At 68.6% G+C, this 14,858-nt stretch carries 7 protein-coding genes and 6 pseudogenes; 4 read left to right on the forward strand and 9 right to left on the reverse strand.

Annotated elements, in window-relative coordinates; all coding sequences use genetic code 11:
• Positions 1 to 806 precede the first annotated feature (806 nt).
• The 4 genes and pseudogenes from AB0M27_RS42855 to AB0M27_RS42870 form a co-directional block, all read right to left on the reverse strand.
• Positions 807 to 1,343 (reverse strand): NUDIX domain-containing protein, encoded by a 537-nt coding sequence (locus tag AB0M27_RS42855; RefSeq protein ID WP_365730858.1) that lies wholly within the window; start codon positions 1,341 to 1,343, stop codon positions 807 to 809.
• 73 nt (positions 1,344 to 1,416) lie between these two features.
• Positions 1,417 to 1,974 (reverse strand): annotated as a pseudogene (locus AB0M27_RS42860) (DUF5753 domain-containing protein).
• 165 nt (positions 1,975 to 2,139) lie between these two features.
• Positions 2,140 to 2,493 (reverse strand): ASCH domain-containing protein, encoded by a 354-nt coding sequence (locus AB0M27_RS42865; protein WP_365730861.1) that lies wholly within the window; start codon positions 2,491 to 2,493, stop codon positions 2,140 to 2,142.
• Positions 2,490 to 3,086, reverse strand: a pseudogene (locus AB0M27_RS42870) (hypothetical protein); the annotation flags it as partial. The pseudogene AB0M27_RS42870 and the gene AB0M27_RS42865, both read right to left, overlap by 4 nt.
• Before the next feature lie 166 nt (positions 3,087 to 3,252).
• On the opposite strand from AB0M27_RS42870, the gene AB0M27_RS42875 reads away from it, so the two are divergent.
• Entirely contained in the window at positions 3,253 to 3,786 is a 534-nt protein-coding gene (locus AB0M27_RS42875) for an SMI1/KNR4 family protein (protein WP_365730863.1), read from the forward strand.
• A 371-nt stretch (positions 3,787 to 4,157) separates the two neighbouring features.
• Here the strand turns inward: AB0M27_RS42875 and AB0M27_RS42880 are convergent, their stop codons facing one another.
• Complete coding sequence (locus tag AB0M27_RS42880) at positions 4,158 to 8,318, reverse strand: hypothetical protein (RefSeq protein ID WP_365730865.1); 4,161 nt, start codon at positions 8,316 to 8,318, stop codon at positions 4,158 to 4,160.
• A 200-nt stretch (positions 8,319 to 8,518) separates the two neighbouring features.
• Here AB0M27_RS42880 and AB0M27_RS42885 point away from each other — a divergent pair, with 200 nt between their 5' ends.
• Positions 8,519 to 9,493 carry a helix-turn-helix domain-containing protein gene (locus AB0M27_RS42885; protein ID WP_365730867.1) on the forward strand — a complete coding sequence of 325 codons (975 nt, stop codon included), beginning with the start codon at positions 8,519 to 8,521 and terminating at the stop codon, positions 9,491 to 9,493.
• A 115-nt stretch (positions 9,494 to 9,608) separates the two neighbouring features.
• On the opposite strand, the pseudogene AB0M27_RS42890 reads toward AB0M27_RS42885, so the two are convergent.
• From AB0M27_RS42890 to AB0M27_RS42900, 3 genes and pseudogenes are all read right to left on the reverse strand, one after another.
• Positions 9,609 to 9,775 (reverse strand): annotated as a pseudogene (locus tag AB0M27_RS42890) (zinc-binding dehydrogenase); the annotation flags it as partial.
• Between the two features lie 106 nt (positions 9,776 to 9,881).
• Positions 9,882 to 10,202 (reverse strand): hypothetical protein, encoded by a 321-nt coding sequence (locus AB0M27_RS42895; RefSeq protein ID WP_365730869.1) that lies wholly within the window; start codon positions 10,200 to 10,202, stop codon positions 9,882 to 9,884.
• A 203-nt stretch (positions 10,203 to 10,405) separates the two neighbouring features.
• On the reverse strand, positions 10,406 to 12,559 hold the full coding sequence (locus AB0M27_RS42900; RefSeq protein ID WP_365730871.1) for a SpoIIE family protein phosphatase: 2,154 nt from the start codon (positions 12,557 to 12,559) through the stop codon (positions 10,406 to 10,408).
• Positions 12,560 to 12,820: 261 nt separating this feature from the next.
• Here AB0M27_RS42900 and AB0M27_RS42905 point away from each other — a divergent pair.
• Together AB0M27_RS42905 and AB0M27_RS42910 are read left to right on the forward strand one after the other, a co-directional pair.
• A pseudogene (locus AB0M27_RS42905) lies at positions 12,821 to 13,447 on the forward strand (IS110 family transposase); the annotation flags it as partial.
• Between the two features lie 426 nt (positions 13,448 to 13,873).
• Positions 13,874 to 14,119: pseudogene (locus AB0M27_RS42910) on the forward strand (transposase); the annotation flags it as partial.
• A gap of 5 nt (positions 14,120 to 14,124) precedes the next feature.
• Here AB0M27_RS42910 and AB0M27_RS42915 read toward each other — a convergent pair.
• Positions 14,125 to 14,858 (reverse strand): annotated as a pseudogene (locus tag AB0M27_RS42915) (IS200/IS605 family accessory protein TnpB-related protein); the annotation flags it as partial.

Raw genomic sequence — 14,858 nt, forward strand, 5'->3', positions numbered from 1 at the left:
CACAGGACCCGCCTTCACGGATCCCCCAGACCGCCCCTGTGAGACAGATTGACTCACAACCCATCTATGAGTCAACTTGTCTCACTGTGACCTGGATCACACGATAGTTTCAACGGGCGACAAAACCCCCCAAGTTCGACACCCCGACCGGCGTATGGTACGAATTGAGCACTTCCATACGGCGTATGGAAATTGCGGAGAGTCGCCCTGCCGGCGGCCTCCATTTCGACCGGTGGCCGCCGGCCCGCCCCCACAAGGGGTGAATCGCGCCGAGGCGGCCGCGACAACTGGCCGAGGCGGCCGCGACAACTGATGGCGCATCGCATCACTTGCACCGATCGCTGGGCCCGCGGATTGCGCCCATCCGAAGGGAAAACCATGAGGAAGCTCACGAAGCGCTTTGCTCTCGCCGCCGCCTCCACCGCGGTCGCGGGCGGAGCCGTGCTCGGTGCCGGTGGCACCTCGGAGAATTCGCGCACGCCAAGAGGAATTCCAAGTGGGACGGCGCTCGCAAGCTACTGACCGAAATCCAAGTTGACGTAAGCCCAGAAACGGCCATCTATACAGCCCGAGGGCATGCCATGGGCGCCATTTCCTGGCTAATCTGGCATGAGTCAATCCAGCATGTAAAGGCACTATCTTCGGACGTCGGAACGGCGATGGAGGGAATATTCAACGAGCACCGAGGGGAAGGTTTCGACAGCGAGATGGACAGATGGTTCAACCATGTGATTCAGTTCAAAGACATGGAATTCGGCCCAGGGATCGGAGAGGATTGAGGCCAGCCGCTTGAACTGTGAGAGCCGCTACGCCGACGGCCATCCGTTCAGGGAGACCGGAACTCCGCCGTTGAGGTAGTTATGCAGGGCACTCGCTGTGGTATCGACGAATGCTTCCGGAATTTCATTGGCGTCGGCCCAGCAGACCTGGGAGTGCTTGCGGGGTTCACGGTTCTCGGGTTCGCCGGTCCATTCGTGGGCGGCGAAGACGACGGTGACGAAGCCGTTGGGGGCTTCGACGCCCCAGGCGCTGTGGATGATGTGGGCGACCTTGAGGGACTCGGGCTTCACCGTGAGGCCGGTCTCCTCGTAGAGCTCGCGGACTGCGGTCTCCGTGATGGGCTCGCCCGGCTCGCTCTTGCCGACGGGGAGGTCCCACATTCCCTGGGCGAACTTCGCGTTCTCGCTGCGTTGGAGGAGGACGATGCGGTTGGTGGCCTTGTCGTGGACGATGACGGCAGCGACCAGCAGTGTCATGGATTCGAGCGCCGGCTTGAGAGCTTTCGGTTGGCCGTCGGCCTGCTGGGGCACCGGGTTCCCTTCGTCGGACGGGTTGTCGGGCATGTGAGGGGCGCGGCGGTCGCGATCGGGTGCGCTACGGATTGTTGCGGCGCTCCGGCCGCTGGAGTGCCAGGGGCTACTGCCGGAGCGGGGTGTTGGTCCAGAAGGAGTGGGCCTTCTTCAAGAGCTCCTCGGCGGCCTCGCCGTACGATGCCGCACTGCTCAGCGCGGCGAAGGCTTTGTTGTAGAGGTCGAGTTCGCTCTGCTCCGTGATGTCCACGCAGGAGGAGACGAGTTCGACGTGGGCTCGGTCGCCATCGCCGTAGATGTTGAACGCGTGGACGGGGAACAGGTCCACCGGTGCGGTGGAGGGAAGGATCCCGAGTGTGAGGGAGGCCAGGCCGATCTCTCGCAGGAGGCGCTCGATCTGTTCTCGCATGACTTCGGGTCCACCGATGTTCGTGTAGAGAGCTTACTCCCCGAGGACGACGTCGTAGTGGTGCTCGCCGTCGTACAGCACTTGCTGTCGCTGCATGCGCTTGGCGACGCCCGTCGGCACATCGTTCGGGATGCCGAGGAAGTTGACGACCTGGCCGAGGATCACGGTGGCGTACGTCTCGGTCTGGAGCGTGCCCCAAATCATCGTGGGCACGTACGCCTTGCCCTCGCGCGTGTTCCGGTACCAGCGCACCACGTCGTCTTGAGTCGCTTCTGTACCGGTGGACAGACGATCCGTCCAGGGAACCGAACTGGTCGCCGCATCCCCTCCTGGGTGGTGCCGCCAGGGCGGCTTCGATGGGCGTTGCTGTTCCGGTCGAGGATGGCGCCGAGTGTCCGATCTTGTAACAGCGGGAATCGGTCAGGCCATGCGCTTCATCTCGATGGCGAGGGCTCCGAGGGCTTCCTTCTCGGGCCCGTAGATGGTGCGGATGTTGGCCAGCTGCTGGTCGCGGGTGGCGGTCGGGTTGACGTTTGTCGGGCCCTCGCCGTCGAGGAGGGCCTCGAAGTCGGGGTATTCGGTGACGCGGAGGACTTCGACGTCGCAGGTCTCGTCGGTGCCCTTGATGCGGAAGCGGATGATGTCGCCAGCGGCGAGGTCGGCGAGGTGCGGGTACTTGACCCGCACTTCGATGGTCTTGGTGCCCGCGGCGACGAGCTCGAAGTACTGGCGGTAGAGGTTGAGCTCGCGGACGCGGGCGGTGCGGTTGGTCATGGGGAGGGAACGCTCCTGGGGGACGGTGCGGTGATCAAGCGGCCGATCTCGGCGGCCGAGTATGAGCGGAAGAAGTGGCGGGGGTCGGAGAGCAGGGTCTCGGTCATGGCGAGCAGTTGGTCGGCGTGTTCGTTGACGGTGCCGGGCCACTGCCGGGTGTCGAGCATCCAGGGGGCGGCGCCCTCGGGCAAGGGGGCACGGCCTTCTCGTATGAGGGATTTCGACAGCTTGACGCCGGTGTCGGTCACGACCTGGGGACAGAACAGGCGGGCTGGGAGCTGGGCTCGGGCGAGGCCCACCGCCTGGAGGGCCTCGTCGACGAGGTGGGAGCCGAAGACCCAGTCGCCGCCCTTGACCATGACGTGCAGCGTGCCGTTGGGACGCGTCAGGGCGAGTTCCTTGACCAGGTTGCGGTACAGGGTGGCCAGGTCCAGGTACGCGTCGGCGGTGGGCGTGATCGCGGCCTCGTACGGGCCGTGGTGGAGGCAGACGGCGGAGACCACCGCCGACTCGGGCCCGGTGAGGCGGACCCGGGTGCGTTCGGCGTGCTTCTCCGCCCAGCCGCAGCCGGGGTGCGGGCAGGGGACGCGGAGGTCCCCCAAGGCCGCATCGCAGTGATCTACTCCGGCCTCGATGAGTGGGGACTGCGAGGAGGCGTGGACGACGATGGCTGACCTTGTCGCTTAACCGCACCTCGACTCGGGGTGGATATGGAGCAGGCGGTGCTGCCAAGCCCAAACCGATCGCTACTGTCTTCGCATGACCGCGAACGGAGATCGCCAGTTCCCCGCCACGCTTGCCGCTGCCATGGCGGTTCGGCTCGCATGCATTGGCGAGGATGGTGTCGACTTCGAACCGTACGAGTCCTTCCTGAGTGCCGATGAGACCACCGAGTGGTTCCGCGCGTGGACAGGCAACGGCGAGCTGAACGGCGACGGCTTCCGCGTATTCGGCCAGGATGGCACCGGTGGGAACGCAGCGTTCTGGCTGGTTCGTCCAGGTCGGGAACTAGTGGAGCAGCCCGTTGTCTTTCTGGGGTCCGAAGGAGAGACAGGTGTCGTCGCTCGTGACCTGGGTGCCTTCCTGTGGCTGCTGGCTGACGGCTTCGGCCCGTGGGAAGCAGCCACCTCGTATGAGCCCGAGCCCGATTGGGCTCCGCAGGTCAATCGCGACCTGATGGCCATCGCGGAGCAATTCGCTCCGGACCGTCGCGCGTCGGCAGCGGTGATCATCGCGCAGGCCACACGAGAGTTTCCCGACTTCGACGACACCATCATGAAGCTTTGCCGTTGAACCCCACCCGATGCCCCCGCCACGACGTGTGGCGAGGGCATCTGACTGGTGTCAGCGGTGTCGACTGCGCTCTTCGGGCCTCGTAGTCACTGGTGTGTCCGGCCCGCGCCGCCACGCTCGTCGACGGCGACCACTCGACGAGCGTGGGCGACCCGGCCGATCTGGCGCGAACAGTGCCGCCAGTTGCATCCGAGGTCGTGAATCAGGACGACTGGGTCGTCCGTTTCGTCGTGCAGAGACTCGGCATACAGGTCCAAGTCGATGAGTACCATACGACGTATGGATATGCCGAAAGGTCTCTACCGAGGCGATCCACGAGTGGCACGAGATGAGCCCGCACCCGCATCCCTGACAGCACTTCCCCTGGATGGTTACTTCATGGTCGCCAGGGCAGCGTCGACACCCGCGACGGGCGAGCCGAGGCCAGTGACGGTGTCGTAGCCGGGGCCGGCCGCGCACTCCACGCCGCAGCGGCCGTTCGAGCCGGAGGTGATGTCCCGCAGGAAGGTGCTGCCGAGCGCGTAGACATCGGTGTGCGCGGTGTCGCCGTCCGGGCCGGCCGTGGCCAGGTGCGGCTTGCCTGCGGTGGCCCGGAGCTGGTCGGCCGAGGCGATGATCCCACCCCAGATCGGGGCGGACAGGCTGGTGCCGCCCACCTTGAACCACACGGAGTGGGTGGTGCCACCGTAGGTCATCGTCAGGTAGACCGGCACGCCGGTGGCGGGGTCGGCCACGAAACTGACGTCCGGCGTGGCCCGCAGGGGCGAGGACTGCACGCCGTCCTGGTAGGCCGGGCGGGGCTCGAAGTAGCTCAGGCCGCCGCCGGTGGACCTCCACGCCGTCTCGTCCACGGTTTTGCCGTCGGCGTCCAGTTGTAGCTTGGTGCCTCCGATGGCCAGGACGTAGGGGTTGGTGGCGGAATAGCCGCCGGGGTGGCCGTCGTCCCCGGTGGACTGGACGCAGACCGAGTCGGCCAGCTTGCAGTGGCCGTCGTAGAAACCCTCCTCGGAGAATTCGTTGGCGCCCCAACTGTTGCTGACAGCGGCCGGGTGCAGTGCCGCGGCCGCGTCATCGGCCCGCGACAGCGCGGCCATGGTCGGGTCCTTGGCCTCGACCAGGACGATCTTGGCGTGCGGGGCAACCGAGTGCGCCCACTCGATGTCCAGCGCCTCCTCCTCGTTCCAGCCGGTGTCGACGTCGGGCTGGGTGCCTTCCGCGTAGACCTGCTGGAAGTCGAAGCAGTCCGTTCCGGTGCTGACCGTGTCACAGGTCTGCGGCAGGTCGAAATGCGCGGAGAAGTGGTTCAGGTCCTCCTTCGCCGTCGGGTAGTGGTATGCGTCGACGATCGCGATCGTCTGGCCGGTGCCGTCGCCCCCCAGGCCCAGGCGTGCCTGGATCTGCTGCGGCGTGTAGCCGGGGGCGACCTCCTTGATGTTGTCCTGGCCCGCGCTCAGCTTCTTGGCTGCCGGAGTCGTCTTCTGGATCTCGATCGGGACCGAGGCGGTGCCGATCGGCATGCCGAGGTCCTTCAGCGGGCTCGCGCTGCGGATGCGGTCGCCGCGGAACTGACCGGCGGCGGCCTGCGGGGCCGCGACCGATGTGCCGCCGTTCGAAGGGGTCGGGACCCGGGTGGGCTCGTCCTCGGAGAGCTTGTAGGTGGTCAGGCCGTGCGGGAAGTAGTCGATGTCGTTGACGCCGTCGCCGATCGCCTGGGCCGAGATGTTCAGGGCCCGCCAGTCGAGCGCGAGACCGATCATGTCGTCACCCGGCCCGTCGCCCAGCTGGGCCGTCTGGACCTGGCTCGCCCCCAGGGCGGCGTCCACGGCGCTCTCGCGGAGGAACCCGTCGTTGTCCGCGAAGGGTGTGTCATAGGACCACAGGGCCTGGTAGGCGCCGACGAACGCTTCGGTTCCGCCGACGGACTTGGCGAACACTCCGGAGTGGAAGCCGAAGAAGGTGGGCACGTCGTAGGGCTCACCGCCGTCCGCCGGGTACACGAAGTCGTTGAACTCGCGCATCTCGACCATGCCGGTCTTCTTGGACGCGACGAAGCCCTCCGACATTCCGGGGCTCTCGTAGTTCTTGATCACCGCGCCGGTGCGGGAATCGAGGATCTGGACCAGGTGCCGGTAGGTCCTGAAATCGCCGGTGTACGCGAAGGCGACACCATGCCCGTCGGCGCCCGGGATGTTCGGGTCGGCCAGGGCGGGGTTGGTCGGCACGATCGCAACAGCACCGGAATCGGTCGGGGTCTCGGCCCACACCGGGGTGCCGGTGGCGGCGTCCAGGCTGACCGCCGTTGGCGCCGGATCAGTGGTCTGGTTGGGCAGGCCGATCCCCTGGTGCGTGCCGCCGTACTCGAAGAACAGGTGTCCGGCGTCGTCCGTGGTGACGCTGGAGAAAACCAGACTCTTCCCCGCCGTGCCCTTCGGCTGGTACGTCCACAGCTTCTTGCCCTGCGCGGTGTAGGCGCTCAGGCTGCTGCCCGGGACGACGATCTCCGAGCCGCCGTGGCCGTTGCCCACGACCGTGAGCGAGGCGACGTAGCCGCCCGTGTGCACGTGCGCGCGCACCTCACCGCTGCGCGTGTCCAGCACGGCGAAGCCTTGGTCGGTCGCGGCAACCACGGAGTCGCCGGCCGCGTCCTTGCCGGGGATCGGCAGGAGACGCAGGGCGTGCACCGAGCTGTCGACCGTGGCCCGCCACAGGACGGTCGGCGTCCCCTTCTTCAGGGTCCTGCCGTCGAGCGCGAAGATGCCGCGGCTCTGACCACCGACGATCAGGTCCTTGGTCCCGTCCCCGTTCACGTCCGTGGCGACCGCCGCGTAGGGGTCGCCGGCCAGGGGCATGGCCCGCGTCTTGCCGCTGCGGAGGTCGACCGTGTAGGCGGTGTCGTCATAGCCGACGGTGAGGAGTCCACCCTTGTAGTGAGTGATCGCGTCGCCGGAGACGGCGCCGTCCTGCCGCCAGTCGAGGTGACCGGTGGTGGCGTTCAGTCCGATGAGCTGGGTGTGCTCGGGGCCCGCGGGAGTGGCAGCAGTGGCCCTGGTCGGGTCGGAGAGCGAGGCGAACACCTCGCTGCCCTTCGCGTCGGAGGACAGCTCCATGGTCGGAGCATTGGGGCCGCCGATCGTGGAGGCGGTGGTGTAGGACCAGAGGGTGTGGCCCTGAGCGTCCCAGCCGGAGATGGTGCTCTGACCGTCCGACATGTCGGCGTCGATGCCGAGTTCCGCGACCGCGAACCGGGGCTGACCGCCGTGCGCGTTCGGCAGGACCTGGAACGCCTCCGGGACGGTGCCCTCACGCGAGGCGAGCACCGTGCGGTCGCCGCTGTGCGCGTCGACCGCGGTCAGGTCCCAGCGCACGGTGTCGAAGGGGTCGTTCTGCTCGACCACCAGGACGCGGTCCGCGCCCGGGTCCTTGACCAGCATGCGCGGGTAGCCGGGGGTCTTGGTGTGCACCACGACACTGCCGTCGGAGGTGTTGAGCACCAGCACGTTGCCGTCGGCCGGCCTCGGGCTTCCCAGGTCCATGGGGGTGTCGGACCAGGACGCGGCGATCCGGCCGGTGCCCACCGACGTCACATCGCCCCAGTACGCCCAGGGCGCGTGCGTCGAGTAGGTCCAGTCGGCGGCCCCGGTGAGCTTGCCGTGAGCGGCGCGGCTGAAGCTGTAGGCGGTCAGGTTGCTGCGGCTGTCGCCCTGTTCGGCCACCGGGTCGCCGCCCCAGTCCGGGCCGACGGTGTTGGAGACGATCAGCTTGCCGTCCTGGACCAGCATGTTGCCGACGTAGCCGGGAATCAGCTTGCTCCACGCCGTGTTGCCGGTACGGCCGTCCAGGATGGTGACGAAGGTGCCGTAGTCCACCTTCGAACCGGGTGAGGAGAACGGCCGGAACGGATAGTCGCCCACCGCGTAGGCGACGGCGACGTCCTCAAGACCGTCGCCGTTGAAGTCGCCGGTCACGTACGGCTGCCTACCGGTGGCCGACATCTGGTACGGGTTGTACCCGGCATAGAGGTTGGGCAGATAGGCGTAGGGCTGGAACCAGTTGTTGGGGGTCACCTGCCAGTCCTTGTACAACGAGGTGGCTCCGCGGTTCCACACCTGCTTGCCCTGGGCGTCGTAACGGGCGACGGTGCCGCCGCTGAAGACGCCCACCCAGTCCTTGGTGCCGCCGAGTGCCACGCTCTCGGCGTAGCCCCGGGCGGTCTCCCACTGGCCGGTCCGCTTGAAGCCTGGGGTGGTGGACGTGGTGCCCGTGTCCTCGGCCGAGCCCGCCGTCACGGTGGACCTGGTGCCCGGCAGCGCCGGAGCGGCAGCGGCGGGGCCTTCCTGGGTGGCGACCTGACCGGGCGTGCCGTCGATACGGGGTTCATACCGCTTGCTGAGTTTCTCGATCGCGGCGGCGGTCAGCCGGATGCCCTTGGCGCCCTGCGGTGGGGCTGCCTGCGCCGGTGGTGTGACCAGCAAGCCGGCAGCCAGCGCCAGCACGGTGGCGACCATGCCGGAGCGTATGCCGGTTCCACGCATTCTCAATGGATACGCACCTCTCGGGTGGGGAACGGGGCGGCCGACTCACAAAGAGCACTGGTGAACCGCCCTTCGGGGGATGCCGGTACTGTTCCAGCGCACCCGTCTCAGTGGGTGAGGAACGGCTGGCCGGTACCGGTCAGAAGCCGGTTTCGGCCAAGCGCCGCCTTGACCGGGAAACGCAAGAGGGAGACGAGCCTGTGCTGGAACCCGTGGGTCTCGACGATCCGACGGAGCGCACCTACCGCCATCTACTGGCCTCGCCGCCAGTCACCGCCACCGAACTGGCCAGGCATCAGTCCTGCAGCACGGCACAGGCCCGCCGCATGCTGGACGAACTCGTCGCCGTGGGCCTCGCCGTCCCCTCAGCGGGACGGCCCACCCGCTACGCCCCGCTGGATCCGCGCATCGGCCTGGCCGCCCTGATCCGCGCGCGCCGTCTGGAGCTGGAGCGCGCGGAGGCGGCTCTGGACGCCTACGGCGCCGAGTTCAACGAGCGCAAGCTGAGCTCCGATCCGAGTCGGCTGGTGGAGATCATCGAGGGGCCGACCGCGATCACCGACTGGCTGACCGAGCTGATGGCGGGCGCCGAGCACGAGGTGCTGTGCTTCGACGCCCCGCCGTATCTCACGGCTGACGCGAGTGCGTTGCGGGCCGAGGAGGACCTGCTGGCCCGTGGCGTGCGGGCACGGGCGATCTACTCGAGCCAGGTGCTGGCCATCCCCGAGCGCGCGGAACTGCTCCAGCGCCTCGTGCTCCTCGGCGAAGAGGCCCGGGTGCTGCCCCATGTGCCGCTGAAACTCCTGGTGTTCGACCGCCGCGACGCCATCATCCCGCTCACCGCAGGCGCCGACGACCTGCGCAGTACGGCGGCGCTCGTCCATCAGTCACCGCTGTGCGACGCCCTCGTCGACCTCTTCGAGGCGAGCTGGCAGCAGGCCACCCCCGTTTTCGGCAGTGAGGCCCGGCCGGCGGACGACCACCCCGACCTCGGCGAGGACGACCGCGCTCTGCTCCACCTGCTCCATGCCGGGCTGAAGGACGAGACCGTGGCGCGCCAACTCGGCCTGAGCGAACGCACCCTGCGTCGCCGGATCGCCGACCTCACCGCCCGTCTCGGGGCGACGAGCCGGTTCCAGGCGGGCGCGCAGGCGGTTCGCCGTGGGTGGCTCTGAATGCCGCAGCGCGAGGCGGTCGGGGGCGAAAGACCGTGGGCGCCGGTGCACCCTCGAGCACCGGCGCCCACTCACCCCTGCCCAGAGGTGGTCTTGACGAACTTGCGTCGAGGTATCAGGGGACGAGGATGAGGCGGATCGGGTCGCCGGTCTTGTTCTCAAGCGGTTGACCGCGTCGGCGGCTTCGGCGAGCGGGATGTGGTCGGTGATGGAGGGGGCAAGGTCGAGTCGGCCGGCCTCGGCCAGCCGCACCAGCTCCCTGACGGACTCGGGCGTGCCGCCGCACACGCACAACGTCGGCCTTCAAGGCGGCGTCGCTGCGGGCGGATCCCCGCCTATGTCACCGGCAGGGGTGAGCCGGCAGTTGGTGACGCGGGGGCGGCGCCGGTCAGCGGTGGGAGTGACCGTCGCGCCCGTACCGGACCGCATCGGTGAAGCGGTCGCCGTGAGCCTGGCCGCGGTGTCCGGCCCAGCAGTAGTGCCAGCCGCGGTTCCCGTCCCAGCAGTAGCCCTCGTCGACGTTGCGCTGGTAGCCGACGCCGTTGTCCCAGCGGTAGTGGTCGTCGTCCTTGGCGGCGGCGGCCGGGCGCTGGACATGCGCGGACGCGAGAGCCGCTGCCGGGGCGGGGACCCCGGCACCCAGAACGGCTGCACCCACGACCGCGACGGAGGCGGTAGCGAGAGATACACGCTTCGCAAGCTTCCTCATGGTCTTCTCCCTCGGGTTGGTGATCCGCGATCCCAGCAGTTGATCGCAGACAGCACTCCCCTGCATTTCCATACAATGTATGGAAGAACTTTCATCAGTAAACCATACGTCGTACGGAAATGCGAGTGCTCCCCGGTGGCCGACGAAACAGGCGGGTCTCTCACGCAAGAGGGCCGGCCGAAGCACCCCAGCATCGGCCCTCGTCAACAGGCCTTCAGAAGCAGCAGAGCGGTGTCGTCGGCACGATGGCCTGATGGCTGTGCGTGGGCGACGAGCGTGTCGGCGATGTGGTCCAGCGAGCCGGTGGCTTCGGAGAGGACTGCCGCGAGGTCCGTGAAGGCGGTGTCGTGGTCGGTGCCGGGAGTTTCGACGAGTCCGTCGGTGTAGAGGACCAGAAGGGTGCCGGACGGCAGGGGAATGTCGGTGGTGGGGTACTGCGCCGTGGGGTCGACCCCCAGCAGAGGACCCGGCGGTGCTGCCAGGATGTCGGTGCGCAGATCGCGGTGGCGCAGCAGGGGCGGACAGTGGCCCGCAGTGGCCAACTGGGCGATGTCGTGGACCAGATCGATGTGCGCGTACAGGCAGCTGGCGAGCAGGCCGGGGTCGAGGTCGTTGAACAAGCGGTTGGTACGGGCGAGGACTTCGCCTGAGGTCGCGCCGGCGACGGCGTAGGCATGGACCGCGGTGCGCACCTCGCCCATCAGGCCGGCGGCGCTGACACCGTGGCCCTGGACATCTCCGATGACGGCGGCGGCCTCGGTGTCCGACAGGCGGATGAGGTCGTAGAAGTCGCCGCCCACCTCCATGCCGTGGCTGGCGGGCAGATAGCGGGCGGCCACGTCCAGGCCGTGCAGCGTCGGCAGGGTGCGGGGCAGCAGGCCGGCCTGGAGGCCCTCCGCCAGCTGGTGCTTGGCGTCGTACTGCCGGGCGCGGTCCAGGGACTGGGAGATCAAGGCGCTGATGGCGGTGAGAGTGGATCGCTCCTGCAACGTGAAGGAGCGGGGTTGCCGGTAGCCGACCACGCAGACTCCGAAGTACTGGCCGGAGGCCATGAGCGGCAGCCATGCCCACGCGCCCAGAGCGTCGTCGATGGAGGCGCTCTCGGGATACACGGCACGCAGCTCCTCCCGGTCGGAGAAGAAGGACGGCACCCCCTGGGTCAGCCCCCAGGACGGCGCGCCTGTGGTCAGCCCGGGGAGCGGGAGATCCGAGGCGAGGGGGGCGTGGTCGACAAGGTCGACCAGCTCCGGGCCGAAGCCGTGGTGGCCGACGACCCGCACCCGGCCCGCCTCCGCAATCAGCAAGGCGAAGGCATCCGCGTACAGGGCGACCAGAAGGTGGCCGGCCACCAGCTCCACGACCTCGTCGACGGACGCCGCCGCGGCCAGGCCGCCGGAGAGCCGCATCATGTGGTAATGGCCGTCCAGGCCGGCGGGGCCGGGCGCCGCCCCGGTACCGCCGGCCAGTTCATCCGGGCAGTGGGTGGCGTCGGTAGCAGCGGATATACGCAGGCTCACACCGGTGCGGTCCGGGTAGAGCTGGAGCAGCAGTTCTCTGCCGGTGCCGGCCTGGTTCACCGTATAGGACGTCGGGAGCTGGCTGGCGAGTGCGGCCTGGTACCGCAGTCGATACGGCGCGGGAGCCAGCCACGGCACGGCTTCCCACACCCGGGCACCCAGCAGTTGCGGGATGCTCTCGCCCAGCAGATCGGCCGCAGTGTGGTCGACGAAGGTGATCCGCCCCCGCACGTCGAGTCGGCACCCCCCTTCGGGAAGAGCGGCTATGAAGTCCGCTGCCGCCTGACGGTGAGCCGGTGCCGAGGGATGCGCGGGCGCCGGCGACAGCAGACGCGCCGCGAGCCCGGGCTGCAAGCCGTGCCCGGCCTCGGCGGCGTCCCGCAGGAGCACGGCGATACAGCGGGCCGCGGTGGTGAACCGGCCCCGTGCGCGCGCATCCGGAGCGGGCGATTTCTGAGAGAACAGCACCAGCATGGCGCCCCACACGCGGGAGCCGGCCACGAGCGGGGCCGCCGCGACGGCGCCCACGAACGGGAAGGTGAGGGCCAGCTGGGGATAGCGGCGGGCGAACTCTTCACCGGAGCCGACCCACACCGGATGCCGCTGCAGAATCGCTTCGGCGAGTGGGCTGTCGCCTATGACAGCCACCCGTAGGCGTCGCAGCAGGCTGACGAACCCGGTGGGCATCCCGACGCTCGCGTCGAGGACCAGGACTTCGCCGCCGGGCTCGAGCAGAAAGAGCGCCCCCGCATGCGCACCCATGCCGGCCACCGTCCGGGCCACCATCTGATCCAGCAGCTCCTGGACGGCAGCGGGTTGCAGTTCCTCGCCACTGGCCATCCGCTGCGCTCGCTCCGCGAAGTCGTCCGCCTCTCTGCAGCATAGGCCGGGCGATGCGGGTCTGCTGCCCGCTGCGAAGCCATTGATGGTCAGGGAGGTCCCCCGCCCCAAAGACGGTGATGCCCGGGCGGAGCCACCACGTGGGCTGCTGCGGAGTATGCCGATCGAGCGAACGTCCGCGGGCTGCCGACACCGGTCCTCGGGCGGTCCGGGAAGGAGCGGCTGGCCGAGCGCCCGATGTGACACGGGCGTAGCTAGGAAGACCAGCCCGCCTCCATCGACGCCCTGCCGCTGACCGTCACCCGCGACGCCGGCCGCAAGGTCGCCTACCTGCCCGGCCTCGCGATGCGTCGGATCGCCGACCTCTACCCGGGTGAGGCCATGACCGATGCCCGCGACGCGGCTGTCATCGCGGACGCCGCCCGCACCATGCCCCACACCCTGCGCTCACTCGAACTGGCCGACGAGATCACCGCCGAGCTGACCATGCTGGTCGGCTTCGACCAGGACGTGGCCGGCGAGGCCAACCGCACGTCCAACCACATCCGCGGCCTGCTCACCCAGTTCCACCCCAGCCTCGAACGCGTCCTGGGACGCCGTCCGGGCCACTCCGCCATCACCTGGCTCCTCGAGCGCTACGGATCCCCGGCCGCTCTGCGCAAGGTCGGCCGCAACAAGCTCGTCGAGGTCATACGACCGAAGGCCCCGCGCATGGCCCAGCGGCTCGTCGACGACACCTTCGACGCCCTCGACGAACAGACCGTGATCGTCCCGGGCACCGGCGCCCTGGGCCTCATCATGCCCTCGCTGGCCAAGTCGCCGGCCACCGTCCACGAACAACGCCGGGCACGGGGAGCCCAGATCGAAGCCCTGCTGGAGGCCCACCCTAATGGGCAGTGATGTGGGGCACCGCCAGGCCCACCCTGGCCCGTCGAGGCCCTGAAAGAGACTGCGGGCCCCGCATCATTCCCGCTGCGGTGGGTGACGCCGGTCGGTGCCGGGAAGCCGCAAGGTCCCCCTGGGGCTCGACCCCTTTGAAAAGAGCCGGCCCCGGCTCCGTCCGGCGCCACCCACCGCATCTGATCTGACGACCGGATCGTTGTCTTTTGTGGACCGAGCCGCCTACGGAGATCACCTCTCATCGAGCCTGGAGTCCAGAGCTCCTGAGCAGACCGAGGGCTCCGTGGGCTGCTGGGGTCACGAACGGCTAATCGGATGCTGGGCCATCGAGCCCTTCCATTAGGGAGACGCGTACCCCTCCATGGCTGTGACCAGCAGAAACAGACCTCGACCCGAGAGGACGTACACGACGCGATGAAAGTGTTCTGCGGGATCGACTGGGCCAGCGACCACCACGATGTCGCCCTGGTCGAACAAGACGGGGCCCTGTTAGCCAGGGCCCGAATCACCGACGATGCCACCGGTCTCCAGCAGCTGTTCGACCTGCTCGGCGAGCACGGCGACGCTGCCGGCACCCCGACCCCGGTCGCGATCGAAACCTCCCGCGGCCTGCTCGTGGCCTGCCTCCGAGCCACCCGGCGCCCCATCTATGCAATCAACCGTTCCTAATCAGTGAGCAGTAGTGAGTCTTGGACCCATACCTGGTCACTGCGGGCATCCCGAACGGTTTTGGATGTCCTGGTCGCCCGCTTTCGCTCCGTGTCCGGTGACACGGATCGTGTCCGTGGTCCGGGGATACGGGGGCGGGTTTCCTCACGCCCTCGGGTGTCCGGTCGGGCCTGGACGGTCCGATGCCCGCGACGATCACTCCGGTCGTCGTGGGGCGGTGCCGTCCGTCGCCGGATCGGGTGCCCGAGGGCACGCCTGCCGATCGCGATGCTCGCGGCATCGTGCCGGCTGGGTTTCCTGGTCGTGCTGGTGAGCGGTTTCTGCCAGTGCTGGGCGCCCCACCGGGAGGTGTAGGCGGGGTCGACGGCGACGAGGGGGATGCCGAGTTCGGCGGCCATCGACACCAGCCGTGTCCGTAGCTTGGAGGTGGGCATGCCGGAGATCAGCTGGCGGAAGCTCTTGCGCCGCCCGTGCTTCTCCCGCGTCTTCTCCGCGCTGAAGTCGAGGTCCTCGATGGCGATCGAGAGACGGTGGCGTTGGGCGAAGTGCAGCAGGCGGATCAGGGCGTGGCGGACCTGGGCGTCACGATGGCCGGCACTGCCTGACAGGTCGTAGCCGAAGTGGAGCGGTTGGCCGACCGGGTTGCCGTGCTGGTCGAGGCGCCAGGCGGCGAGGTGGTCGGCGTTGATGTCGACACCGACCATCCCGTTCGCGCGGGCCGCGGCAAGGG

Source organism: Streptomyces sp. NPDC052107 (assembly GCF_040680215.1).
Classification (GTDB): domain Bacteria; phylum Actinomycetota; class Actinomycetes; order Streptomycetales; family Streptomycetaceae; genus Streptomyces.

Excerpts from the sequence above, each read along its gene's own strand:
- AB0M27_RS42855 (WP_365730858.1), bottom strand. The coding sequence starts at position 1,343 with ATGCCCGACAACCCGTCCGACGAAGGGAACCCGGTGCCCCAGCAGGCC.
- AB0M27_RS42865 (WP_365730861.1), bottom strand. The coding sequence starts at position 2,493 with ATGACCAACCGCACCGCCCGCGTCCGCGAGCTCAACCTCTACCGCCAG.
- AB0M27_RS42875 (WP_365730863.1), top strand. The coding sequence starts at position 3,253 with ATGACCGCGAACGGAGATCGCCAGTTCCCCGCCACGCTTGCCGCTGCC.
- AB0M27_RS42880 (WP_365730865.1), bottom strand. The coding sequence starts at position 8,318 with ATGCGTGGAACCGGCATACGCTCCGGCATGGTCGCCACCGTGCTGGCG.
- AB0M27_RS42895 (WP_365730869.1), bottom strand. The coding sequence starts at position 10,202 with ATGAGGAAGCTTGCGAAGCGTGTATCTCTCGCTACCGCCTCCGTCGCG.
- AB0M27_RS42900 (WP_365730871.1), bottom strand. The coding sequence starts at position 12,559 with ATGGCCAGTGGCGAGGAACTGCAACCCGCTGCCGTCCAGGAGCTGCTG.